At 63.3% G+C, this 23,736-nt stretch carries 19 protein-coding genes and 1 other RNA gene; 13 read left to right on the top strand and 7 right to left on the bottom strand.

Annotated elements, in window-relative coordinates:
• Window positions 1-160: 160 nt before the first annotated feature.
• From AC1PPL_RS18600 to AC1PPL_RS18590, 3 genes are read right to left on the bottom strand one after another with little or no spacing between them, the layout of a single operon-like run.
• Complete coding sequence (locus tag AC1PPL_RS18600) at window positions 161-1,855, bottom strand: ThiF family adenylyltransferase (protein ID WP_479973905.1); 1,695 nt, start codon at window positions 1,853-1,855, stop codon at window positions 161-163.
• Window positions 1,856-1,873: 18 nt separating this feature from the next.
• Window positions 1,874-3,115 carry a nucleotidyltransferase domain-containing protein gene (locus AC1PPL_RS18595; protein ID WP_479973901.1) on the bottom strand — a complete coding sequence of 414 codons (1,242 nt, stop codon included), beginning with the start codon at window positions 3,113-3,115 and terminating at the stop codon, window positions 1,874-1,876.
• 27 nt (window positions 3,116-3,142) lie between these two features.
• Entirely contained in the window at window positions 3,143-4,378 is a 1,236-nt protein-coding gene (locus AC1PPL_RS18590) for an SAVED domain-containing protein (protein WP_479973900.1), read from the bottom strand.
• A gap of 270 nt (window positions 4,379-4,648) precedes the next feature.
• Here AC1PPL_RS18590 and AC1PPL_RS18585 point away from each other — a divergent pair, with 270 nt between their 5' ends.
• From AC1PPL_RS18585 to AC1PPL_RS18575, 3 genes are read left to right on the top strand one after another with little or no spacing between them, the layout of a single operon-like run.
• Window positions 4,649-5,986, top strand: coding sequence for a DDE-type integrase/transposase/recombinase (locus AC1PPL_RS18585; protein WP_479973899.1), 1,338 nt, complete (start codon window positions 4,649-4,651; stop codon window positions 5,984-5,986).
• Between the two features lies 1 nt (window position 5,987).
• Window positions 5,988-7,034, top strand: a complete 1,047-nt coding sequence (locus AC1PPL_RS18580; RefSeq protein ID WP_479973898.1) for a TniB family NTP-binding protein — start codon at window positions 5,988-5,990, stop codon at window positions 7,032-7,034.
• A gap of 1 nt (window position 7,035) precedes the next feature.
• Window positions 7,036-8,397 (top strand): TniQ family protein, encoded by a 1,362-nt coding sequence (locus tag AC1PPL_RS18575; RefSeq protein WP_123676468.1) that lies wholly within the window; start codon window positions 7,036-7,038, stop codon window positions 8,395-8,397.
• 350 nt (window positions 8,398-8,747) lie between these two features.
• Here AC1PPL_RS18575 and ssrA read toward each other — a convergent pair.
• From ssrA to ompA, 4 genes are all read right to left on the bottom strand, one after another.
• Window positions 8,748-9,126, bottom strand: a transfer-messenger RNA (tmRNA) gene (ssrA, locus tag AC1PPL_RS18570).
• 13 nt (window positions 9,127-9,139) lie between these two features.
• Complete coding sequence (locus AC1PPL_RS18565) at window positions 9,140-9,817, bottom strand: HAD family hydrolase (RefSeq protein ID WP_103737555.1); 678 nt, start codon at window positions 9,815-9,817, stop codon at window positions 9,140-9,142.
• Window positions 9,814-10,527 (bottom strand): bifunctional 2-polyprenyl-6-hydroxyphenol methylase/3-demethylubiquinol 3-O-methyltransferase UbiG, encoded by a 714-nt coding sequence (gene ubiG, locus AC1PPL_RS18560; protein WP_011805662.1) that lies wholly within the window; start codon window positions 10,525-10,527, stop codon window positions 9,814-9,816. The genes AC1PPL_RS18565 and ubiG overlap by 4 nt, the downstream gene beginning before the upstream one ends.
• A gap of 79 nt (window positions 10,528-10,606) precedes the next feature.
• Window positions 10,607-11,263 (bottom strand): outer membrane protein OmpA, encoded by a 657-nt coding sequence (gene ompA, locus AC1PPL_RS18555; protein WP_011805663.1) that lies wholly within the window; start codon window positions 11,261-11,263, stop codon window positions 10,607-10,609.
• 226 nt (window positions 11,264-11,489) lie between these two features.
• Between ompA and gyrA the strand changes: the two genes are divergently transcribed.
• The 10 genes from gyrA to AC1PPL_RS18505 all read left to right on the top strand — a co-directional run bounded on the left by gyrA (window position 11,490) and on the right by AC1PPL_RS18505 (window position 23,697).
• Window positions 11,490-14,123: a DNA gyrase subunit A gene (gyrA, locus tag AC1PPL_RS18550; RefSeq protein WP_287965971.1), complete on the top strand. Its 2,634-nt coding sequence runs from the start codon at window positions 11,490-11,492 to the stop codon at window positions 14,121-14,123.
• A gap of 69 nt (window positions 14,124-14,192) precedes the next feature.
• Entirely contained in the window at window positions 14,193-15,302 is a 1,110-nt protein-coding gene (serC, locus tag AC1PPL_RS18545) for a 3-phosphoserine/phosphohydroxythreonine transaminase (RefSeq protein ID WP_479973904.1), read from the top strand.
• 116 nt (window positions 15,303-15,418) lie between these two features.
• Window positions 15,419-16,534 carry a prephenate dehydratase gene (gene pheA / locus AC1PPL_RS18540; protein ID WP_135149737.1) on the top strand — a complete coding sequence of 372 codons (1,116 nt, stop codon included), beginning with the start codon at window positions 15,419-15,421 and terminating at the stop codon, window positions 16,532-16,534.
• 9 nt (window positions 16,535-16,543) lie between these two features.
• Window positions 16,544-17,428 carry a prephenate dehydrogenase gene (locus AC1PPL_RS18535; RefSeq protein WP_312564227.1) on the top strand — a complete coding sequence of 295 codons (885 nt, stop codon included), beginning with the start codon at window positions 16,544-16,546 and terminating at the stop codon, window positions 17,426-17,428.
• Window positions 17,428-19,449: a bifunctional 3-phosphoshikimate 1-carboxyvinyltransferase/cytidylate kinase gene (locus AC1PPL_RS18530; protein WP_479973897.1), complete on the top strand. Its 2,022-nt coding sequence runs from the start codon at window positions 17,428-17,430 to the stop codon at window positions 19,447-19,449. The genes AC1PPL_RS18535 and AC1PPL_RS18530 overlap by 1 nt, the downstream gene beginning before the upstream one ends.
• 155 nt (window positions 19,450-19,604) lie before the next feature.
• Window positions 19,605-21,308: a 30S ribosomal protein S1 gene (rpsA, locus tag AC1PPL_RS18525; protein ID WP_094766865.1), complete on the top strand. Its 1,704-nt coding sequence runs from the start codon at window positions 19,605-19,607 to the stop codon at window positions 21,306-21,308.
• 121 nt (window positions 21,309-21,429) lie between these two features.
• On the top strand, window positions 21,430-21,741 hold the full coding sequence (locus AC1PPL_RS18520) for an integration host factor subunit beta (protein WP_011805670.1): 312 nt from the start codon (window positions 21,430-21,432) through the stop codon (window positions 21,739-21,741).
• Between the two features lie 129 nt (window positions 21,742-21,870).
• A complete protein-coding gene (locus AC1PPL_RS18515; protein ID WP_479973896.1) occupies window positions 21,871-22,197 on the top strand; it encodes a LapA family protein in 327 nt (108 codons plus the stop codon).
• Entirely contained in the window at window positions 22,187-23,344 is a 1,158-nt protein-coding gene (gene lapB, locus AC1PPL_RS18510; RefSeq protein WP_284465211.1) for a lipopolysaccharide assembly protein LapB, read from the top strand. The genes AC1PPL_RS18515 and lapB overlap by 11 nt, the downstream gene beginning before the upstream one ends.
• Window positions 23,345-23,352: 8 nt before the next feature.
• Complete coding sequence (locus AC1PPL_RS18505) at window positions 23,353-23,697, top strand: ComEA family DNA-binding protein (protein WP_479973903.1); 345 nt, start codon at window positions 23,353-23,355, stop codon at window positions 23,695-23,697.
• Window positions 23,698-23,736: the final 39 nt, after the last annotated feature.

Raw genomic sequence — 23,736 nt, 5'->3', positions numbered from 1 at the left:
GATCACGATGGTTGACGCCGTGAGGTCATTTGTGAAGAGCTGACCCACGGACTCTTTTGAACGTGACCAGCGCTGCATCCTCCTCTGCAGCATCGAGACTGCGGCTTCGTCAAACTGAAGACTCCACTCCGCCCCAGGGAGTGCAAACTTCACTAGCGGCTCAGGCACCTTGCAGTACCTCTGCCAACGGGCGATGCTCAATGACCGAATCCACCCCCACGGGAACCGGTGTCGGACGATTAAAGGTCACCGAAGGCGACTTACTCCTGAAGTAGTTTTCATGACGAATCATGGACCACGTCCCAGAGAACACCTGTTCGCCGTTCAGAATTTTCAGTACACGCTCGGACACCATGCCTGCAGCTGCCCAGGCATCGGCAACACCATACGGATGGAAGCCCTGGCCACATCCCGGAAGATCAACCTGAGCGTCGTCTGGCCAAGTCGCAACATTGACCGCTGTATCGGCGGGGTCCGAAGCAGGCCACGCATCGCTGCCAGATATCAGAACAGCATGAGCCGCTGCGCCAAATGGCTCCATCCACGCCATCACGACAGGGGCGTCTTTCAACACCTGCTTCCGCAGCATTGAAATGCCGATCCTTACAGAGCGCTCGCCCGTGCAATCCACGATGAGATCCGGCAGTGGGCGTTGATCCGCCTTGGCACACCACTGCATGGCCTTTTCACCGAAAGCTTCGAGTTGTGCCCCTGGGATGGCCTGCCGCAATCGAGCGCATAGTGATGCAGCTTTCCCAAGGCCAATATGTGGCGCACCGAGCACATGACGTGAGATATTTTCTGGCTCGAATGTCTGCGGATCCACCACCTCAATGGCTCCGACGCCTGCGCGCGCCAGGAGCTCAATCAACGGCGCACCCAGCGAGCCACATCCGAGCACCACCACCTTCTTGGTGGCAAGATGAGCCAAGCCCTCAGCCCGATGATCTCGAGACAGGCTCCATTGCCTGTCGACACGGGTGACGTCGATGGGCACAAGGGCCGGCTCGACTTGACGTGCGACCTGCGGCGGCACTATCCGCCATCCGTACACGGCCGGGCCCTGCAAGAGCACCACGAACACGGGCGCCTTGTTCGGCCAACGGCGCGCCTGGTACCAATTCTTCAGCTTCCCCGCGGAACCACTGAGCTGCGAAAGAAGCTCATCAAGATCATGAAAACTCCTCGGCCAAACACTGGGCGTCCATCGTTCGGCGGTAGGCAGCTTCATCACCAGCGCGCCGCCACGAATGACGCCGCCCAATGGCCATGCTCTGGCCTTTGCTACACGCTCCGGCTCCGTCGTAGACGTCGTGGCGAGGGCCCTGCCGTCCCCAAGAGAAAGCGCAGCAGCCTCATGTGGTTCGTCAATTCTCACATCGGCATCCAGCAATAGCTCTACCGTGCGATAGCTGGCTGGTGCTTTGGCCCCAGCCGCATAGCGAGCCCAGTAATCTTGACGTTCCCGACTGAATTCAGCCTCCACCCAACCTGGATCGGCGCATCGATCGAGGAAGTCGGAAAACCTGGCCAAAACACGACCGACTGCCGCCACCGGGGCGGCGACGTCTGCCGAGTCGAATTCGACACCGTGGCAGAAATGGCCATCTACCTCGATGTGGGGCAGCTGCAAACAGAACTTCCGGTCCAATTCGATGCGGGCAGGCGTGAGCGGAAAATCGTGCTGAAGCACCAGCAGTGGCGCGGCGCCATTCAGTACCGGCGCACCTTCTGCCAAACGCCAGACGCGACAACGCTGCTCCGACTCCTTGTCCGGGCATCGCGTTGCAGCGCTGGGCCCGAGTCCGTCAAACCACGCCGTGACCATGCCGATCGCGGCTAAAAATAATGGCATGGTCGGCACCTTGACCCCTTACGCCAACGTGTTGGTGCGATGGCTGACGGGCGTTGCAACATTCGGATTAGCCACCTGCCCCCCAGATGCCACAACCAAGCTCTTGAGAAGCGGCGTGGACTCGGTCGAACTGCCGAGACTGTCGCGCCACGCATCAACCCCAGCTTGCCCGAACACGCCGCGCAGCTTCTCTTCAGTGCTCCTGGAATACTCATCTGTGAGCAGTGCCTCGAGGTGCGTCTCCAGTTGCTTGTGCCAACGCTTGAATTCGCGTGCACGGGCCCCTTGATCACTATTCCAACGATCCGCGAAATTCTCCGTGGAGAGCTTCGGGTTCTCCACATAGAAGCGACCCGCTGCATCACGCTTGATGTAGTCGGGCATCTCCTCCACGATGGCAAGCACCACCTCAATAGGCGAATTGAAGCTATGACGCCTGGTTCGCCAGATGTTCTCAAACGCTTGGGTCGCCAGGGTCACGATGATGACCGAGATCGGCATCGTGTCTTTCTGGTCGGGGCTCGCGTAGAAGTAGAAGTTGTCACGATGCAGCTTCATCAATTGCACAGCTCGACGCAACATGTCGTCGATGCCGACCGGATCGCCGGGTACGGGATCGATCGACTTACGCGCCTCGACCACTGCTGCCAGCGCGGTCTTCTCCTGAAACGAAAACCGCAGATCGGCGCGCTCGCAAAACCAATCAGCAAATTCCTTCGGATTCGAGGGACTCCAGACCGTGTCCGGGTCTCGTACCCGCAGGCCCGCACCATAGGTCTTGTACATGTCCGCCACCGCCGGCGTCACATCGAAGTAGAACGCCTCTCCCGGGTACTGCAGTCGCCAGCAACGGCGCCGCGGATCTGGGTCACCGGTAACTTCTTCGTTGCCCTCAAGGGCTTTCCCAAACTCTTCAAACATCGCCTCTGAGTTGGGATTGTTGTACTTCGGGCCTGACAGCTCCACCATGATGTCGATGTCGAATTTCGCATTGCCCCGGGGGCGGATGGTGGTCTGGGTGCGCATCGATCCCTGCGAATAGACATCCACGTTGTGGCGCGGAATATCCAACTTGGTGGCGATGTCATCTGCCAAGAGTTCGTATTGCTTGATGGCCTTGGCGCGATCGACCTTGTCGAGTTCAAGTCGCTGAAGCAAGGACATGATGAGTTGCTCCCAGCGGCCGGCATCTCGTGTCATGCCCAAAGACTTCTGCAAGCGAGTGGTGAACGTAATGTTGTTTGGCGGTTTCGTAGTCATGATGAAGTACCTTTGTGCCGACTTTGTTTACGAGATGGAAAGGGACTCGCCGGTCGACAGCAGGGTCACCTCGGTGGGAGAAATCGCAATCGTCTTGGCAAACTCACCGCGCGCACCGGGCGTAGTGCTGGGCTTGCGTTCGTACAGGATGAACTCGGCGTGGTGACGGGCTTGCATCTTTTGCCCAACACGGCAACAAGCAGACACTGGCGCGATCAGCACCAGATGTACTTTTGACACCCGCCATTCATCCTGGAGCTTCTGCAGCGCCTGGTCGACAGCGCGTCCAAACAGATCAAGATCGGCGGGATGCCCCATGACGCGGTGACTTGGACTGTCAACCGTGATCTCAATCGTCGGCACTTCGTGTTTCCCATCGGAAAACAAGTGTGCAGGCAAATCGGACGCCGGGACCGCTGCAGTCAAATTGATCCGCAGGCATGCCTCGGCTTCACCGCCGTTGGCATGACGATGAACCTGAACCTTGAATTTGTCATTGGCTGGTACTGGCGCTGTCTCTGGCCAAGTCCACTGTCCACCGCGTTGGCCGCTCACTTGATCGCGATGAAACTGGAAAATGTGGGCACTGCTGGAGTCTCCGATGAGCCGCCCCGACAGGACCAGGACCGAGGTGGCATGCACAGGAAAGACCGCGAGCGGCGGTCGTGGCGCACCACCGTACACCGTCCCGTCCAGCAGACCCGCCAATCTCGGCCTGTCATTCTTGAGCAGTTGGAACAGGCTCAGCCAGTAGCCATCCGAGTTCGATGCACCGAGATGCGGACCATTGCGCGCGAACCATTCCGCACGCACCCCTCCGGTGCGCAGCTGACGCAACCACATGGCCTCTTCCGCGATCCGCTCATCAAAAGCGAATGACTGCCCTTCGATGTTGCCGCCGATGACCAGCATCTGGGCTGCCGGGTAGCGAAGCGTGTTCAGCAGCCGACGAACTTCATCGACGTTGCGCTGACGCATCTCGTTGAGATAGTCAGCGCTGTATCGCTTCGGAGCTACGCGGTCGATCAGGCGGTGGCATTTGTCGCACATCAGCATGATGTTCGACGGGGCATTCGCCAGAAGCGGTGACTTCACCTTGTCCCCACGAGGACCGTCGGCCGACGAGGCCACGATGTGCGCGAAGTAGCTGTAGTTCCCCGTGGCCCCTGGCACAAAATGATGGCGCAGGTCCTCTCCGCAACCATCGAACTGGCACCGCCAGCCGGCCAGCGATGCGACTTCAAAGCGCGTTGCGGTATCCACCTCCCCATGGCGGCCGGACGTTCCTGTGATCTTGTCTCGCTCCTTGCACCAAGCACGCATCTGGGCGGGAACAACCCGAATGACTGGGCCTGACGCAACGTGGTCCACCTCAACCGCACAGCCAGGCTGACCGAGGAGCAGGAGTACCAACTCCGTCGCATCATTGAGACAAAGTGGACCAGCCACGAAGCACGCAACTACCGCTCATGCTACCGAGAGCTTGTGGTGGCTTGCGAAGCGTCTGGTGTCAAGCCCCCGTCTTATCCCACCATGATTCACCGCATCAGAGCCATGGAAGACGCCCAAACCAGGCGAACCCGCGAAGGCAAACGCAAGGCCTACCAGATGAGCCCTTTCATCGATGTGCTGTGTGTCGATACGCCTGCCCATGGCAGTCGTCCTTTTCAGTATGTGCACATCGATCACACACAGTTGGATATCGAACTGATCTCCAGTCGAACGGGAAAGCCAATGGGACGGCCCTGGCTCTCGTTTGCGGTGGATGCGTACTCACGCCGCATTGTTGCGTTGTATCTGACGTTTGATCCACCGTCGTACCACTCGGTGATGATGGTGGTGCGCGACATGGTGCGACGCTTTGGCCGGTTGCCAGAGTTCATTGTCGTGGACAACGGGCGCGACTTCATGTCTTCGGCCTTTGAGACCTTTCTCGAGGTCATGGGTGTGCACCTGCGCTATCGCCCAGCCGGTCAGCCCCGCCATGGCGCGGTGCTCGAGCGGTTGTTTGGCCGGGTCAACACGGAGTACATCCATAACCTCGCCGGCAACACAAAGGCCACAAAAAACGTACGCATGACAACCGGCAAGCATCTGCCGGTGAACTTCGCGCAATGGACCCTCGAGTCCATGTACCACGGTGTGAGCTTCTGGGCGACCGAATACTACGACCAGGAGCGTCACCCGGCGCTGGACATCAGCCCCCGCGAAGCATTTCAAAGGGGTATGGCGCAGTCGGGAGCGCGCCCGCACCGCCACATTCTGTTCAACGAAGACTTCCTGATCGCAACCTGCCCCCCCGTGGACCGCAAGGCGTCGCGCTTGGTGCACCCTCAGCGTGGCGTCAAGGTCAACGACATGCTGTATTGGCATGCGGACTTCAAGGATCCGCGCTACGCCGATAAGCAGTGGCCGGTGCGCTATGACCCCTGGGACGCCTCAACGGTTTACGTGCGTCTGAAAGACCGATGGGTGCGCGCCGTATGCCGCAATCTCAGGAATCTGGGACAGCTCACCGAGATTGAGCGCCGCACGCTGACCGAGGAATATGCGAAGAAAACTGGAGCGTCAATCAACGACGAGCGTGCTCGCGAACGACTGCGTGAGTTCATGCAGGTGTTCACTCCCGAGGGCGCACTGGCTGCTGCATTGGAGCGCCAGGCCGAGAACAAGTCGCTCTACAACCACCTTCAGCTGTCCAGCATCCACCCCGTGCCGGCGGCCTCGAAAACCTGCCTGATTAAGGACACACCACTTGTTGAAAGAGTCACACCGGAGAGGTGCGACCACAGGACACCTTCGCCCCTATCCCTCCAGGCGCCGCCTCAGGCACAGGCACCTGGTGACCTCCCTGACTTTGACACTTTCTAACATGACCCGTCCTGAAATCCTCCCCTCCGACCTGGCGCTCGTGAGCCCTCCCAGCTACACCCAGGCTCTGCAATCGCTGCGCATCAAGCACACCCGCATCAAGCAGGTGATGGATGAGCTGAACTGTTTGATCTACCCGGGCAGCCAGGACAGCATCTTGATGGTCTGCGGCCCCACGGGCGTGGGCAAGAGCGCACTGGCCAAATCGATGGTCAAAGCGGAAAACGAGCGCAGTGCGCCTGAAATGCAGGCCGATGCCGGCATCATCCCGGCGGTATATGTGGAAGCGCGGGCCTCGGGTGAAGACGATTTTTCCTGGCGCCTGTTCTACCAAAGCGTGCTGGAGCAACTGGATACGGACCTGGAAATCCCAAAGTACCACTTCGATATCGATCCCATCACCGGACGCATGGTGAGCCCGCGCAGTCTCAAGGACCGCACGCTAGCCGGCCTTCGCACTTCGGTCGAGCGCACACTGCGTCATCGCAAAACCCGCTTCCTCGTCATTGATGAAGCCGCACACATCATCCACCAGACGCGGCGCAATCGGCTGGAGATCCAACTGGACACATTGAAGTCGCTGGCCAACCAGGCGGGCGTGCAAATCGTTATGGTCGGCTCCTATGACCTATTTCAGCTGATGTCGCTCTCCGGACAGTTGGCTCGGAGAACGCACGTGTTGCATATGGAGCGGTATCGGCAGGACAACGACCACGATATTCGTGCCTTCCACGCCTGCGTGCAGAAATTCCAGAACACGGCCGAGCCGGTCTGGGGACAGGGATTGATGCCCTATGCCGACAGCCTCCATGAGAACACCCTGGGATGCATCGGCACGCTCAGTGCAATCCTGACGCGGGCAGCGAAGCTTGCCGAGACCACCGGCAGTTGGTCGCCAGATCACCTGCGCACGGCACTGCTATCAGAACTGCAGCGCAAGCAGATCCTGGAAGAGATTTTGGATGGAGAGGCGGCAATCAATCCCGGGCTGACCCGCAGCATGCCCAAACTGCCCAAGACGGGCGCTCAACAACGAAAGGTCGCGTGATATGGACAAGGTCGTAAATCCCCGCTCGGTACTACACGCGCTACAGCCGCTGGGCCTGGGCAGCGCCCAGGTCGAGAGTCTTCTGAGCTATTTTTGCCGGCTTGCCGCCTCCCACAGCACCTCCACCGTAAGTCTGTCTCGAGAGGTGGCGCGGCGCTTCGAGCACGACGTGGAGGAGCAGTTCGACTGGTTTCAGCGGCAAATTTCTGGGATCGGGGACTCGGCGCTCACATGGTCGAGCGCCTTGTCGGCGCTCACGAGTATTCCAATGCTGGACCGGCTCACGTTCCTGCCTTGGCGCAACGTGATCGCACAAAGCGGCTTCCCCATCGTGAGCAAAGGACAATTTTGCCCGCATTGCTTGGCCGAGGACCGGGTCAACGGGGGAACGCCCTATTTCCGCCTTGCTTGGGAGTCCAAGGCGGTCACTGTCTGCCACACCCATCACGTCAGACTGGAGCAACACTGTCCCTGCTGCTACAAGGACAACGTGCGGCATGCGGCGGCCCTCGTCGTGCCCGGTTGGTGCACAAAATGCGGGGCGTTCTTGGGCCGTGACGTGAGCCAAGCGAGCACTGACCATGCCATTGAACCGGTTGAGCTGTGGCGCGCACGCCAGATGCATGAAATGCTCCGCGTGCAGCAGCAGTTCGCGCACAATCCCCGGCGCAGTGCGTTGGTGGACGCCATCCAGCACATCATTGCAGAGATGGACGGCGGACAGGGGACTCGCTTTGCGAAACGCGTGGGGATCTCCAAGGGGACCGTTCACTACTGGCTTCAGTCGAACAAATTGCCCACACTGGAGATCAGCATGCAAGTGGCATCGCAATCGGGCATCGGCGTGGTCCAACTGCTGACTGGCGATACGGCGCACTGGAAGCCACCGTCGCAAGAGCCGCAATTGACTCTGTTCAAGGCCCAGGACCGCAAGCGCGGGCCTCAGCGAGAGATCGATTGGAACGAGGTGGAACAGCAGTTGAAGACCTATTTGCACCAACCCAACCCTATGCCGGTAAGGGAAGTCTCCAAGCAATTGGACATCGAGACGCGGTTTTTGTACCTGAAGTGCAACCAGACTGCTCGCCAGATAGGTCAGCGCTGGCTGACTCATCAGAAGCACCGCCGCCAGGTCCGCCTTGCGAAGGCCATGCCCTATCTGGAGGCGGCCGGACGGGATGTACTGAAGGAGGGTAAAGCGCTCAATCTCAGAGAAGTAACAACCCGCGTTCCCGCGGAGGTGTTGTCTGGCGTGCAGGGACTTTATGAGGTCCTGCGGGATGTGAAAAGTCGGGTGGGCCACCCCTCCGCCGCCGCGAGCAACGATTGCACTGAATCACCAAAGCCTGGGCTGGCACGCTGAACCCAGTGGCTTGAAGCGTTACTGGGCCGCTCTTCGCGGCCTTTTTTGCGCTTGCAGCGCGACAAGCGATCTGATGCACAGCCTGAGGTCTCAAGGGTACGTCCCAAAGACTTCCCGCACTTTGCGCAAAAAAAGCCCGCGAGCATGCGCTCGCGGGCTTATCCATTTACGCAAAAACAATCCACAAGGTAGCCACGCAGTCACCTCGTGCGGGACTTCTTCCAAGGTTCCTAGCACAAATTTCGCATAAAGCAAAATTTGGCCAAACGTCAAATAAACCATAACGTGGCCAGATGGCCACTTTATGCCTTACGCCACATGGGTGTTCCAGAGTGTGGCGGTGTCTTGAGTGGTGGAGCTGGCGGGAATTGAACCCGCGTCCGCAAGCCTTCTTCGGGCAGATCTACATGTTTAGTGCTCTGTTTTCATTCTTGCATCTCACGTCGCGCAGGCACACGCTACGCAAGATGCCAGCACCCTTGAATCTCGTACCACGCCAAGGTGCCCGGCATGCCACCAGCTGATGTAAATTCCCTTGCAGCCGGGAGGCCTTGCGGCCCCCTTGCCCAGCCCATCAGCGTGCTGTTGCAAGGCTCACCGGTATTTAAGCGGCGAGTGCGAAACGTTCGTCGTTTGCAGTTAGTTTAGTGAATGGAGATTTACGAGCGTCACTCAAGCTCGACATGCACCGCTCCGATTCCGAACCCACGTCGAAACCGGGACAGCCCCTTGGATGACTATTTTAGTCCAGGCCCATCAATTTCAAGAGGTCAAGGGGGGAATAAATCTCTGCATCCGCGCCCCAACTCTTCGGGGAGGCGCCCGAGCCAAGATAGCCGTACATGGCCACCACGGTTTTCATGCCTGCGGCTTGCCCTGCCTGAATATCTCTTTCGTCGTCACCGACGTAAATGCACTCGTGCGGCTCCAGCCCCAGGCGCCGTGCAGCCTCCCATAAAGGCTCTGGGTGGGGCTTGGAATACGCAGTGGTGTCTCCACTGACGATGGCCCCCGCATTGGCGAAAAGCGCCACGCGCTGGGCGATGAGTGAGGTAAAACGCTCCACTTTATTGGTCACCACACCCCATTTCAACGGACGATGCTCAAGAGTAGCCACCAATTCCTGGATGCCAGGAAACAATGCCGTTTGGTCGTGGATGCATTGCTCGTAGTTGGTGAAAAACTCTTCCCTCAAGCCGGGAAAGTCCGGATGGTCCGGCGTGATGCCGAATGCCACCGACAACATACCCCTCGCGCCCGCGCCGGCCAGGGGACGATAGGCCTCCAGCGGCAGCGAAGGGAGCCCGCGGACGGACCGCAACTGGTCCGCAGCAAAGCCCAGGTCAGGCGCACTGTCGATCAAGGTGCCATCCAGGTCGAACAACACCCCGCGCACCGCCGTGAAAGACACCTCGCTCATGCAGTGGGTCGCCTGGTAGCGAACAGGTAATTCACATCGGTATCCCCGCTCAGCCAATAGCGGCCGGTTACGGGGTTGTACTGCATGCCGCGCGTATGCAACACATCAAGGCCCGCCTGGCGGCATGCGGATGCCAGCTCACTAGGGCGGATGAATTTGGCGTACTCATGCGTTCCCTGGGGCAGCATCTTGAGCAGGTATTCCGCCCCCACGATCGCCAACGCAAAGGCCTTCGCATTCCGGTTGATCGTAGAGAAGAACACCCATCCGCCTGGCTTGACGAGGCGCGCGCATGCGGCCACGACCGACTGGGGATCGGGCACATGCTCCAGCATCTCCATGCAGGTGACCGTGTCGAACGACCCAGGACACTCGTTTGCCAACTCCTCGACGCTGATCTCCCGGTACTGTACGCGCGGCGTTTCCGCCTCCAGGGCATGGAGCCGCGCCACGCGCAATGCCTTGGACGCCAGGTCGATCCCCGTGACTTCTGCCCCCTTGCGGGCCATGGAGTCCGACAGAATTCCCCCGCCGCACCCCACGTCGAGAACCTTGCGCCCTTCCAGAGGCGAGAGTTGATTGATCCAATCCAGCCGCAACGGGTTGATTTGGTGCAGCGGACGGAATTCGCTGTCGGGGTCCCACCAGCGATGGGCCAGTTCCGAAAACTTGGCCAACTCAGCGGGATCGGCGTTTACAGAAACAGTCATGTTTTCATTGTCCCATCTGCAACGAGCAAGGCATAAAAAAAGCCCCGTTGCCGGGGCTTTTTTGTGACCGATGGATCGATCAGTTGGCGCGGGTACCAACCACTTCGATTTCCACACGGCGGTTCTTGGCGCGACCTTCCTTGGTCTTGTTGTCCGCCACGGGCTGCTTTTCGCCCTTGCCTTCGGTGTAGACGCGGTTCTTTTCGATGCCCTTGGACACCAAGTAAGCCTTCACGGCTTCAGCGCGACGCACGGACAGCTTCTGGTTGTATGCGTCGGTACCGATGGAGTCGGTGTGACCCACGGCAATGATCACTTCCAGGTTGATGCCCTTGACCTTGGAAACCAGGTCGTCCAACTTGGCCTTGCCTTCGGGCTTGAGGACGGACTTGTCGAAGTCGAAGAAAGCGTCGGCTGCATAGGTCACCTTGCTAGCGATAGCAGGTGCGGGGGCAGGAGCGGCAGGAGCTGCGGCTGCAGGAGCGGGTGCAGCTGCGGGAGCAGGAGCAGCAGCCTTCACCAGAGCGCCGTCGCAACCTTCAGCAGCGGTTGCGGGGGTCCAGTTGGCGTCGCGCCAGCACAGTTCATTCGTGCCGTTCTTCCAGACCAGCTCGCCCGAGCCGTTTTGCCAGTTATCGATGACCTTACCGCCGTCTGCCGCCTTCACTTGAGCAACAGCCGAGGTAGCAAGCACAGCAGAGGCCAACAACATCGCCACTTTGTTCAGTTTCTTCATGGTTCTCCTCTTGGGGAAAAAGCCGCAGCCGCGCTGCGAATCAGGGACGTCGTCAGTGACCATCACCAAAAACGTTGAAATGATTGTGCCATACGTAACAAGGCCGGGGCTGCTTTGACGAGGTGCAAACCGTAGGACAAAAGCGCAATCCCAGGGATGTGTTGCTCAGCTACTACAGGGCGTTGCACCTAAAATGGCCGCTTCCTGCCGCCACTCCTCCGTCGACATGACCCAGTTTGCCAAAGAAACCCTGCCCATCAGTCTCGAAGAGGAGATGCGGCGCAGTTACCTGGATTACGCGATGAGCGTGATCGTCGGGCGCGCCCTGCCCGACGCGCGGGATGGCCTGAAGCCTGTGCACCGGCGCGTGCTGTTTGCCATGCACGAGCTCAACAATGATTGGAACCGGCCTTATAAGAAGTCCGCCCGTATCGTTGGTGACGTGATCGGTAAGTACCACCCCCACGGCGACAGCGCGGTATACGACACGATCGTGCGCATGGCGCAAGACTTCTCTCTGCGCCACATGCTGGTGGACGGCCAGGGCAACTTCGGCTCAGTGGACGGCGACAGCGCCGCGGCAATGCGCTATACCGAAATCCGCCTGTCAAAAATAGCGCACGAGATGCTGGCGGACATCGACAAGGAAACGGTCGATTTCGGCCCGAACTACGACGGCAGCGAGAAGGAACCGCTGGTGCTGCCGAGCAAGCTGCCCAACCTGCTGGTCAACGGATCGGCCGGCATCGCCGTGGGCATGGCAACCAACATCCCGCCGCACAACCTCAATGAGGTGGTGGATGCCTGTTTGCACCTGCTGCGCCAGCCTGACGCGACGGTGGACGAACTCATGGAGATCATCCCCGCGCCCGACTTCCCCACGGCCGGCATCATCTACGGCATCAACGGGGTCAAGGAAGGCTACCGCACGGGCCGCGGCAAGGTGGTGATGCGCGCCAAGTGCCACTTCGAGGACATCGACAAGGGCCAGCGCCAGGCCATCATCGTTGACGAGCTGCCCTACCAGGTCAACAAGAAGACGCTACAGGAGCGCATGGCCGAGCTGGTGCACGAGAAGAAGCTCGAAGGCATCAGCCACATCCAGGACGAGTCGGACAAGTCCGGCATGCGCCTGGTGATCGAACTCAAGCGCGGCGAAGTACCCGAGGTGGTGCTCAACAACCTGTACAAGCAGACCCAGCTGCAAGACACCTTTGGCATGAACATGGTGGCGCTGGTGGACGGTCAGCCCAAGCTGTGCAACCTGAAGGACCTGATCGAGGTCTTCCTGCAGCACCGCCGTGAAGTGGTCACGCGCCGTACGGTGTTCGAGCTGCGCAAGGCCCGCGAGCGCGGCCACGTGCTGGAAGGCCTGGCCGTGGCGCTGGCCAACATCGACGAGTTCATCCGCATCATCCGTGAGTCGCCCACGCCGCCCGTGGCCAAGGCCGAACTGATGGCGCGTTCCTGGGACAGCCAGCTGGTGCGCGAGATGCTCACGCGCACGCGCGCCGATGGCGGCGTGGTCAACGCGGACGACTACCGCCCCGAAGGGCTGGAACGCGAGTTCGGCATGCAGGATGGCGGCCTGTACCGCCTGTCGGACACGCAGGCCCAGGAAATCCTGCAGATGCGCCTGCAGCGCCTGACGGGCCTGGAGCAGGACAAGATCGTGGCCGAATACAAGGACGTCATGTCGGTCATCGAGGACCTGCTGGACATTCTGGCCAAGCCCGCGCGCGTGTCCACGATCATCGGCGAAGAGCTTTCCACGCTGCGCCAGGAGTTCGGCCAGTCCAAGGTGGGTGCGCGCCGCAGCACCATCGAGCACAGCGCCCAGGACCTGTCCACCGAGGACCTGATCACGCCCACCGACATGGTGGTCACGCTGTCGCACACCGGCTATATCAAGAGCCAGCCGCTGTCCGAGTACCGCGCGCAAAAGCGCGGCGGGCGCGGCAAGCAGGCGGCGGCGACCAAGGAAGACGACTGGATCGACCAGCTCTTCATTGCCAATACGCACGACTACATCTTGTGCTTTTCCAACCGCGGCCGGCTGTATTGGCTCAAGGTGTGGGAAGTGCCCTCCGGCTCGCGCAACTCGCGCGGGCGCCCCATCGTCAACATGTTCCCGCTGGCCGAGGGCGAAAAAATCAACGTCGTGCTGCCCCTGACGGGCGGCATGCGTACCTTCCCCGCCGACCACTATGTGTTCATGGCGACCAGCATGGGCACGGTGAAGAAGACCGCACTGGACGAGTTCAGCAACCCCCGCAAGGGCGGCATCATCGCGGTGAACCTGGATGATGGCGACTACCTCATCGGCGCGGCGCTGACCGACGGCCAGCACGACGTGATGCTGTTCTCCGACGGCGGCAAGGCCGTGCGCTTCGACGAGAACGACGTGCGGCCGCTGGGCCGCCAGGCGCGCGGCGTGCGCGGCATGATGCTGGAGGACGGCCAAAGCGTGATCGCCATGCTGGTGGCTGAGGATGAGAACCAGAGCGTGCTCACCGCCACCGAGAACGGCTACGGCAAGCGCACGAGCATCGTCGAGTACACCCGCCATGGGCGCGGCACCAAGGGCATGATCGCCATCCAGCAAAGCGAGCGCAACGGCAAGGTCGTGGCCGCCACGCTGGTGCATGCCGACGACGAGATCATGCTGATCACCGATACCGGCGTGCTGGTGCGCACCCGCGTGTCCGAGATCCGCGAACTGGGCCGCGCCACGCAGGGCGTGACGCTGATCTCGCTGGACGAAGGCGCCAAGCTCAGCGGACTGCAGCGCATCGTGGAGAACGACGCGAACGCCGCCGATCTCGATGCAGCCGACGCCCCGCCGCCCGCTGACGCCTGAAACCGCTTCCAAAACGATAGCCGCCAGCGCTTGACTGACAAGCGCTGGCAGCACATTTGACCCATGACCATGAATCGCCCTTACAACTTCTCGGCCGGTCCGGCCGCCATCCCTGAGGAAGTGCTGCAGCAGGCCGCCGCCGAGATGCTGGACTGGCACGGCAGCGGCATGGGCGTGATGGAGATGAGTCACCGCGGCAAGGAGTTCATCGCGATCTACGAGCAGGCCGAAGCCGACCTGCGCGAGCTGCTGGCGGTGCCGCCGGAGTTCAAGATCCTGTTCATGCAGGGCGGTGGCTTGGCGGAGAACGCCATCGTGCCGCTGAACCTCTCGCGCGCAGCCACCGTGGACTTCGTGGTCACCGGCAGCTGGAGCCAGAAGTCGCGCAAGGAGGCAGCCAAATACGCCGCCGAGGTGCGCACCGCGGCCTCCGGCGAAGAGAGCCACTTCACCACCCTGCCCGACCCGGCCGGCTGGCAGCTAAGCCGCGGCGCCAGCTACGTGCACATCTGCAGCAACGAGACCATCCACGGCGTGGAATTCCAGGAGCTGCCCGACCTGCGCGCCCTCGGCAGCGATGCGCCACTGGTGATCGATTTCTCCTCGCACGTGGCGTCGCGCCCCGTCGACTGGAGCCGCGTGGGCCTGGCCTTCGGCGGCGCGCAGAAGAATCTGGGCCCGGCAGGCCTGACGCTGGTGGTGGTGCGCGAGGACCTGCTGGGCCACGCCCTGCCCGCCTGCCCCAGCGCCTTCGATTACAAGATCGTGGCCGAGAACCACTCCATGTTCAACACGCCCCCCACCTGGGGCATCTACATGGCCGGCCTCACCTTCCAGTGGCTCAAGCGCCAGCGCGAGGGCGCGGCCAGCGGCGTGGCCGCGATGGAGCAGCGCAACATCGCCAAGGCGCGGCTGCTGTACGACTTCATCGACCAGTCGCAGTTCTACGTGAACAAGGTGGCGGCCAACTGCCGCTCGCGCATGAACATCCCCTTCTTCCTGCGCGATGAGTCGCGCAACGACGCCTTCCTGACCGGCGCCAAGGAGCGCGGCCTGCTGCAGCTCAAGGGCCACAAGTCCGTGGGCGGCATGCGCGCCAGCATCTACAACGCCATGCCTCTGGCGGGCGTGCAGGCGCTGGTGGACTATCTGCAGGACTTCGAACGCACCGCTGCCTGAAGCCACGGCACGGCCCTTTCATAAAAATGTGAGCTGTTCGCGCTTGATGTATTTGGGTTTGAGATAGTTTCTCCACTCAAACACAGAACAGACAAGCGCGGACAGCTATCAAATCCATGGCAGACAACGCTTCAAGCCCCACACCCCAGGCCAGCCCCGCGCTGGCCGATCTGCGCGTGCAGATCGATTCGCTGGACCACCAGCTGCTGCAGCTTCTCAACCAGCGCGCCCGCGTGGCCGAGCAGGTGGGCGAGCTGAAGAAGCGCGAGGGCACGCCCTACTTCCGCCCCGACCGCGTCGCCCAGGTGATCGAGAAGATCACCAACGCCAACCCCGGACCGCTCAAGAGCGCACACGTGTCCGCCATCTGGCGCGAGATCATGTCGGCCTGCCTGGCGCTGGAATCGCCCCAGCGCGTGGCCGTGCTGGGCCCCGAGGGCACGTTCTGCGAGCAGGCAGCCATCGAGTACTTCGGCGGCGCGGCCGACCTGATGTACTGCAACAGCTTCGACGAGGTGTTCCACGCCACGGCCGCGGGCAGCGCGCAGTACGGCGTGGTGGGCGTGGAGAATTCCAACGAGGGCGTGGTCACGCGCTCGCTGGACATGTTCCTGCACACCCCCTGCCATGTGGTCGGAGAGGTCAGCCTGCTGGTGCGCCACAACCTGCTGCGCTCCACCAACAGCGCCGAGCACATCGAGGCCGTGTTGGCCCATCCCCAGGCGCTGGCACAGTGCCAGGGCTGGCTGTCCAAGCACCTGCCCCACGCCGAGCGCCGGCCCGTGTCCAGCAATGCGGAAGGCGCACGCCTGGCCGCCACCAACCCGGCGTGGGCCGGCATCTCCAGCGAGCGCGCCGCGCAGCAGTTCGGCCTGCATGTGGTGGCCCACGCCATCCAGGACGACGCCTACAACCGCACGCGCTTTGCCGTGATCTGCCTGCCGCACACGCTGGCCACGCCCGCGCCCACGGGACGGGACTGCACCAGCCTCATCATCTCGGTGCCCAACCGTCCCGGTGCGGTGCACGACCTGCTGGTGCCCTTGAAGAAGCACGGCGTGTCCATGACGCGCTTTGAATCCCGCCCCGCGCGCACCGGACAGTGGGAGTACTACTTCTACATCGACATCGAAGGCCACCCCGCCCAGCCCAACGTGGCCGCCGCGCTGGCCGAGCTGCAGCAGCTGTGCGCCTTCTACAAGGTGCTGGGCACCTACCCCGTTCCGGCGTGAGGGGGCAGCATGTTTGAACAACTGGGACTGATCGGCTGCGGCCTCATGGGCGGCTCCTTCGCCCTGGCATTGAAGAAGGCGGGGCTGGTCAAGCGCGTCGTGGGCTACAGCAAGTCGCCCTCCACCACCGATCGGGCGCGCCAGCTCGGCGTGATCGACGTTGAGGCGCCCTCCGCGCTGCTGGCCGCCGCGGGTGCCGACATCGTGCTGCTGGCCGTTCCCGTGGCCGCGACCGAATCCACCCTGAAGGCCATCAAGCACCTGGTCACGCCGCAGATGCTGCTCATGGACGTGGGCTCCACCAAGGCCGACGTGGTGCAGGCCGCGCGCCGCGCGTTGCGTGACCAGATCGGCTCGTTCGTGCCGGCGCACCCGATCACGGGGCGCGAGGTATCGGGCGTGGAACATGCCGACGTCGACCTGTACACCGGCCGCCAGGTGATCCTGACCCCCACCGAGCGCACCCTCACCGCCCAGCTGCACCGCGCGGAGGAAGTGTGGCGCGCCCTGGGCTGCCACGTGAGCAGCATGTCGCCCGAGGCGCACGACGCCAGCTTCGCGGCCGTGAGCCATCTGCCGCACATGCTCGCGTTCGCCATGATCTCGGGCATCACCGCGCAGTCCAACGCGGACGAACTGCTCGCGCTGGCCGGACCCGGCTTTCGCGACTTCACCCGCATCGCCGCCAGCGACCCCAAGATGTGGCGCGACATCCTGCGCGCCAACCGCGACGAGGTGCTGGCCCAGTCGCGCGTGTTCAAGCAGGCACTGCAGACGCTGGAGGAGGCCATGCAGGCCGACAACGACCAGGCGCTGGAAGACCTCATCACGCTGGCCAGTCACACCCGCGCGCACTGGCGCATGGGCGCGCCCCGCAAGCACAAGGACCACTGATGTTCTCCACCGCGTTCCTCGACCTGCCGCCCTTGGCCAGCGTGCAGGGCAGCGTGCAGCTGCCGGGCTCCAAGAGCATCTCCAACCGCGTGCTGCTGCTGGCCGCGTTGAGCCAGGGCACGACCGAGGTGCGCGACCTGCTGGCCTCCGACGACACGCGCGTGATGCTGGATGCGCTGCGCCAGCTCGGCTGCACGGTCGACGAAGCCGGAGGCGGCACCGTGCGCATCACGGGTTTGGGATCGTCCACGCCGCCCTCGCCCACGCAGCTCTTCATGGGCAACGCCGGCACGGCCATGCGCCCGCTCACCGCGGCACTCGCGCTGCTGGGCGGCGAGTACGAACTGTCGGGCGTGCCGCGCATGCACGAGCGTCCCATTGGCGACCTGGTGGACGCCCTGCGCCAGCTCGGCTGCCGCATCGACTACCTGGGCAACGAAGGCTTTCCACCGCTGCGCATCGCCCACGCGGGCGGCCTGCCGCCGCTGCAGCTGCAGGCGCCGATCCGCGTGCGCGGCGACGTGTCCAGCCAGTTCCTCACCGCGCTGCTGATGGCGCTACCGCTGGTGGCCCGGCAGCAGGACGTGGTGATCGAAGTCGTGGGTGAGCTGATCTCCAAGCCCTACATCCACATCACGCTGGAGCTGCTGGCGCGCTTTGGCATCGCCGTGCGGCACGAGCAGTGGCAGCGCTTCACCATTCCCGCGGGCAGCCGGTACCAATCGCCGGGGCTGATCCATGTGGAGGCGGATGCATCATCTGCTAGCTATTTCATAGCTTCTGGCGCAATCGCTGCGGGCGCTAGCGGCCAAAACGGCATCAAGATCCTGGGCGTCGGACTGGACTCGATCCAGGGCGACATCCGCTTCGTCGAGGCGGCGCAGGCCATGGGCGCACGCGTCACCGGCGGCCCCAACTGGCTGGAGGTGGCCCGCGACACCTGGCCGCTCAAGGCGATCGACCTGGACTGCAACCACATCCCCGATGCAGCGATGACCCTCGCCGTCATGGCGCTGTATGCGCGGGGCACGACCGTGCTGCGCAACATCGCAAGCTGGCGCGTCAAGGAAACCGACCGCATCGCGGCCATGACCTGCGAGCTGCGCAAGCTGGGCGCCACGGTGGAGGAAGGCGCGGACTACCTGCGCGTGACGCCACCCGCCCAGTCCGGCGACTGGCGCGCCGCCAGCATCCACACCTACGACGACCACCGCGTGGCCATGTGCTTTTCGCTGGCGGCCTTCAACCCGGCCGGACTGCCCGTGCGCATCGAAGACCCCAAGTGCGTCGCCAAGACGTTCCCGGATTACTTCGAGGCCCTGTTCCAGGTGGCGCAGACCGACGCGGACCGCATCCCCGTGATCTGCATCGACGGCCCGACGGCCTCGGGCAAGGGCACGGTGGCCGCTGCCGTGGCGCGTGCGCTGGGCTACCACTTCCTGGATTCAGGGGCGCTGTACCGCGTCACCGCCCTCGCGGCGACCCGTGCGGGCCTGGAGATCAGCCCCGACAACGAGCCGCGCATCGCCGAACTGGCGCGGCAACTGCCCGTGCGCTTCGCGGGCAACCGCATCTGGCTGGGCGAGGAAGACGTCACCGACGCCATCCGCACCGAGCAGGCCGGCATGAACGCCTCGCGCGTGTCGGCGCTGCCGGCGGTGCGCGGCGCCCTGGTCGCGCTGCAGCATGGCTTTCGCCGCCTGCCGGGCCTGGTGGCCGACGGGCGCGACATGGGCACGGTGATCTTCCCGCAGGCACCGCTCAAGGTCTTCCTCACGGCCAGCGCCGCCTGCCGGGCCGAGCGCCGCTATAAGCAGTTGATTTCCAAGGGAATTTCGGCTAATATCGCCGACCTTCGCGCAGACTTGGAAGCGCGGGACGCGCGGGACGCAAACCGCAGTGCCTCGCCCCTGAAGCCCGCGCAGGACGCCCTGGTACTGGACAACTCCGAGCACACGATCGACGAGGCCGTGATGCAGGTGATTGACTGGTGGCAGGCTCGCCAGCCGTTCGGCGCGTAAGTGCTGACGGCCGGTACATGGCCCACACGGCTCCCGCCGCGCCCTGACTGCGCACTGGCCGTTTGGTTCTTACAACCTCAACCCCGCGGTGTGATGCCGCACAACCTCCGCAAGCAGTCTTAGAAACGAAGGCAATGGTGCCGTCGGAAACCTGCATGCGGGCAAGGAACTACATGTCTGAATCTTTTGCCGCCCTTTTTGAAGAGTCGTTGACACGCACCGAAATGCGTCCCGGCGAAGTCATCACCGCTGAAGTCGTGCGCGTGGAGCACAACTTCGTCGTGGTGAACGCTGGCCTGAAGTCGGAAGCCTATGTGCCGATCGACGAATTCAAGAACGACCAGGGCGAGATCGAAGTCCAAGTGGGCGACTTCGTGTCCGTGGCCATCGGCTCGATCGAAAACGGCTACGGCGACACCATCCTGTCGCGCGACACCGCCAAGCGTCTGGCCTCCTGGCTGTCGCTGGAGAAGGCGCTGGAATCCGGCGAATTCGTGACCGGCACGACCTCCGGCAAGGTCAAGGGCGGCCTGACGGTGCTGGTCAACGGCATCCGCGCCTTCCTGCCCGGTTCGCTGATCGACACCCGTCCCGTCAAGGACCTGACTCCGTACGAAAACAAGACCCTGGAGTTCAAGGTCATCAAGCTGGACCGCAAGCGCAACAACGTGGTGCTGAGCCGCCGCGCCGTGGTGGAAGCCTCCATGGGCGAAGAGCGCGCCAAGCTGATGGAAACGCTGAAGGAAGGCGCGATCGTCAACGGCGTGGTCAAGAACATCACCGAATACGGTGCGTTCGTGGACCTGGGCGGCATCGACGGCCTGCTGCACATCACCGACATGGCATGGCGCCGCGTGCGCCACCCCTCCGAGGTGGTCACCGCCGGCCAGGAAATCACGGCCAAGATCCTCAAGTTCGACACCGAGAAGAACCGCGTCTCGCTGGGCCTCAAGCAAATGGGCGACGACCCGTGGCTGGGCGTATCGCGCCGCTACCCCTCGGGCACGCGCCTGTTCGGCAAGGTCACGAACATCGCCGACTACGGTGCGTTCGTCGAGCTGGAGCCCGGCATCGAAGGCCTGGTGCACGTCTCCGAAATGGACTGGACCAACAAGAACGTGGCTCCTTCCAAGCTCGTGTCGCTGGGTGACGAAGTCGAAGTCATGGTCCTGGAGATCGACGAAGACAAGCGCCGCATCAGCCTGGGCATGAAGCAGTGCAAGGCCAACCCCTGGCAAGAATTCGCGCAGGACACCAAGCGCGGCGACCGCGTCAAGGGCCCGATCAAGTCGATCACCGACTTCGGCGTGTTCGTGGGCCTGGCTGCCGGCATCGACGGCCTGGTGCACCTGTCCGACCTGTCCTGGAACGAGCCCGGCGAATCCGCCGTGCGCAACTACAAGAAGGGGCAGGAAGTCGAGGCGATCGTGCTGGCCGTGGACGTGGACCGCGAGCGTATCTCCCTGGGCATCAAGCAGCTCGATGGCGACCCGTTCACCACCTTCGTGACGGTGAACGACAAGGGCCAGACGGTGACCGGCAAGGTCAAGACCGTGGACGCCCGTGGCGCCGAGATCGACCTGGGCGAAGACATCGTGGGCTACCTGCGCGCTTCGGAAATCTCCCGCGACCGCGTGGAAGATGCCCGCAACGTGCTGAAGGAAGGCGACGAGGTCACGGCCGTGGTGGTGAACGTGGATCGCAAGACCCGCAACATCCAGCTGTCCATCAAGCAAAAGGACATGGTTGACCAACAGGAAGCCATGGCGCACCTGTCGGCCCAGTCCGCGAAGGAAAACGCCGGTACCACCAGCCTGGGCGCCCTGCTGCGCGCCAAGCTGGACAACTCCGACAAGTAATCCGTCGCGGCCTGCCCTGCAGGCGCCGGTGTGCCTCCACCTGCGGGTGGCGGCACACCACACACAGCGGGCGCTCTGGTAGCGCCCGCTGTCACATCAACCTCTGCCCGAATGCCGTCCCATGACCCGATCTGACCTCGTCGAAGAACTGGCTGCCCGCTTTGGGCAGCTCACCCAGCGCGACGCCGAATACGCCGTCAAGACCATTCTGGACGCCGTGAGCGATGCACTGGTGCGCGGGCACCGCATCGAGATCCGCGGCTTTGGCAGCTTCTCGGTCAACCGCCGCCCCCCGCGCATGGGCCGCAATCCGCGCAGCGGCGAGGCGGTGCATATCCCCGAAAAGCGCGTTCCCCACTTCAAGCCCGGCAAGGCACTGCGCGAAACCGTGGACCAGCGCACCGCTGAACTGCAGGGCGTACAGGCGCAATAAAACCATAGCTGTTCACGCTTGCTGGGCAGGCGCTAGAGCCGTTTTTGGCTTGAGGCCAACGGATGGCCTGCCGCCCACCGCTCAGGCCGCTACGCTGCCCGTAGAATCTCGCCACCACTGGGGAGACGCATGAAATACCTCCTGTGGCTGCTCAAGGCAGCCATTTTTTTTACCCTGTTCGCGTTCGCGCTGAACAACCAGCAGGACGCCACGGTGTACTTTTTCTTCGGCACGCAGTGGACGGCACCGGCCGTACTGATCGTGCTGACGGCCTTCGCGCTTGGCGTGGCCGTGGGCGTGCTGGGCATGGTGCCGCGCTGGTGGCGCCACCGCAGCGCTGCGCGCCGCGCGCACCAGGCCTTGCCGCGCCCCGCCGCGCCCACCGCCGCATCCCCTACCGCATCTCCGGCGGCGGTCGACCCCGCCCTGCCGCAGCCACCCGTCCATGGAATTTGACCTGAGCTGGATCTTCCTGGGGCTGCCGCTGGCCTTCGGGCTGGGGTGGTTCGCCTCGCGTTTCGACCTGCGGCAGATGCGCGAGGAGAACCGCCGCGCACCCAAGGCTTACTTCAAGGGCCTGAACTACCTTCTCAACGAGCAGCAAGACCAGGCCATCGATGCCTTCATCGAGGCGGTGCAGAACGACCCTGACACCACCGAACTGCACTTCGCCCTGGGCAACCTGTTTCGCCGCCGCGGCGAGTACAACCGCGCCGTGCGGGTGCACGAGCACCTGCTGTCGCGCGGCGACCTGAGCCGCGCCGACCGTGAGCGCGCACAGCATGCACTGGCGCTGGACTTCCTCAAGGCAGGCCTGCTCGACCGCGCGGAAGACGCACTGCGCCGCCTGGAGGGCAGCGCCTTCGAGGGCCAGGCACGCATGGCCCTGCTGGCCATTTACGAGCGTTCGCGCGACTGGCCACAGGCGTCGGACATTGCACGGCGCATGCACGATGCGCAGCAGGGCGACTTCAGCACCCGGCTGGCGCACTACCTGTGCGAGCAGGCGCTGGCGCTGGCGGCCCATGGCGAACTGCCCGCCGCCCAGGCGCTGCTGGAGCAGGCCCTGGCCACGGCGCCCCAGGCGCCGCGCGCGCGCATCGAGCTGGCGCGGCTGCAGCAGCGCCAGGGCCAGCCCGAAGCGGCCTTCGACACCCTGCAAGCGCTCGCCCAGGCTGCACCCGCCGCGCTGCCGCTGGCCGCACCGCTGCTGGTGGAGACCGCCACCGCCACGGGACAAGCGCCGCAGGCCCAGGCGCTGCTGCAGCACCACTACGAGGACATGCCATCCCTGGATCTGCTGGAAGCCGTGGTGGCGCTGGAGGCTGCCAACGCGAACACTGCGGCCGTCGGGCGCGAGTGGTACGTGCGCCACCTGGAGCGCGAGCCCTCCCTGGTCGCCGCGACGAAGTGGCTGGCAGGCGAGACGCTGACCCATGAGCAGTTCCACCCGCAGATCCAGCGCGCGCTGGAACAAGCGGCAAAGCCGCTCACGCGCTACCGCTGCGCAGCCTGCGGGTTCGAGGCACGCCAGCACTTCTGGCAATGCCCGGGCTGCCAGACCTGGGACAGTTATCCAGCGCGTCGCGTCGAAGAACTGTAGCCGTGCGCATGCCTCCGGCCCTGCGGCATGCGAGCGTAGCGCTCGTGCTGCTGCATGCCGCCGTCGCGCTGGCCGGCGTGGACGTGAACCACGCACGCGAAGCGGACCTGGATGGCGTCAGGGGCATTGGGCCTGCGATGTCGTCGCGCATCCTGGCAGAGCGGGCACGCGGGCCCTTCCAGGACTGGAGCGACCTGATCGCACGGGTGAAAGGCATCGGCCCCTCGGCCGCCGCCCGGCTGTCGGCGCAGGGGCTCACCGTCAATGGCGCCGCCTATCCAGCCGTAGCAACGCCCGCGGGCGCGACTGCAGCCTCCGGCGCGGGGGTCGGCGACAGCCCCTCCTCACGCTGACACACACCGGTAGCCGCGCGCCATAACGCGCTGGACGGC

This window comes from Diaphorobacter sp. B2A2W2 (genome assembly GCF_056730635.1).
Note: the sequence above shows the minus strand (reverse complement) of the source record. Positions and strands in the feature narration are given on the sequence as shown.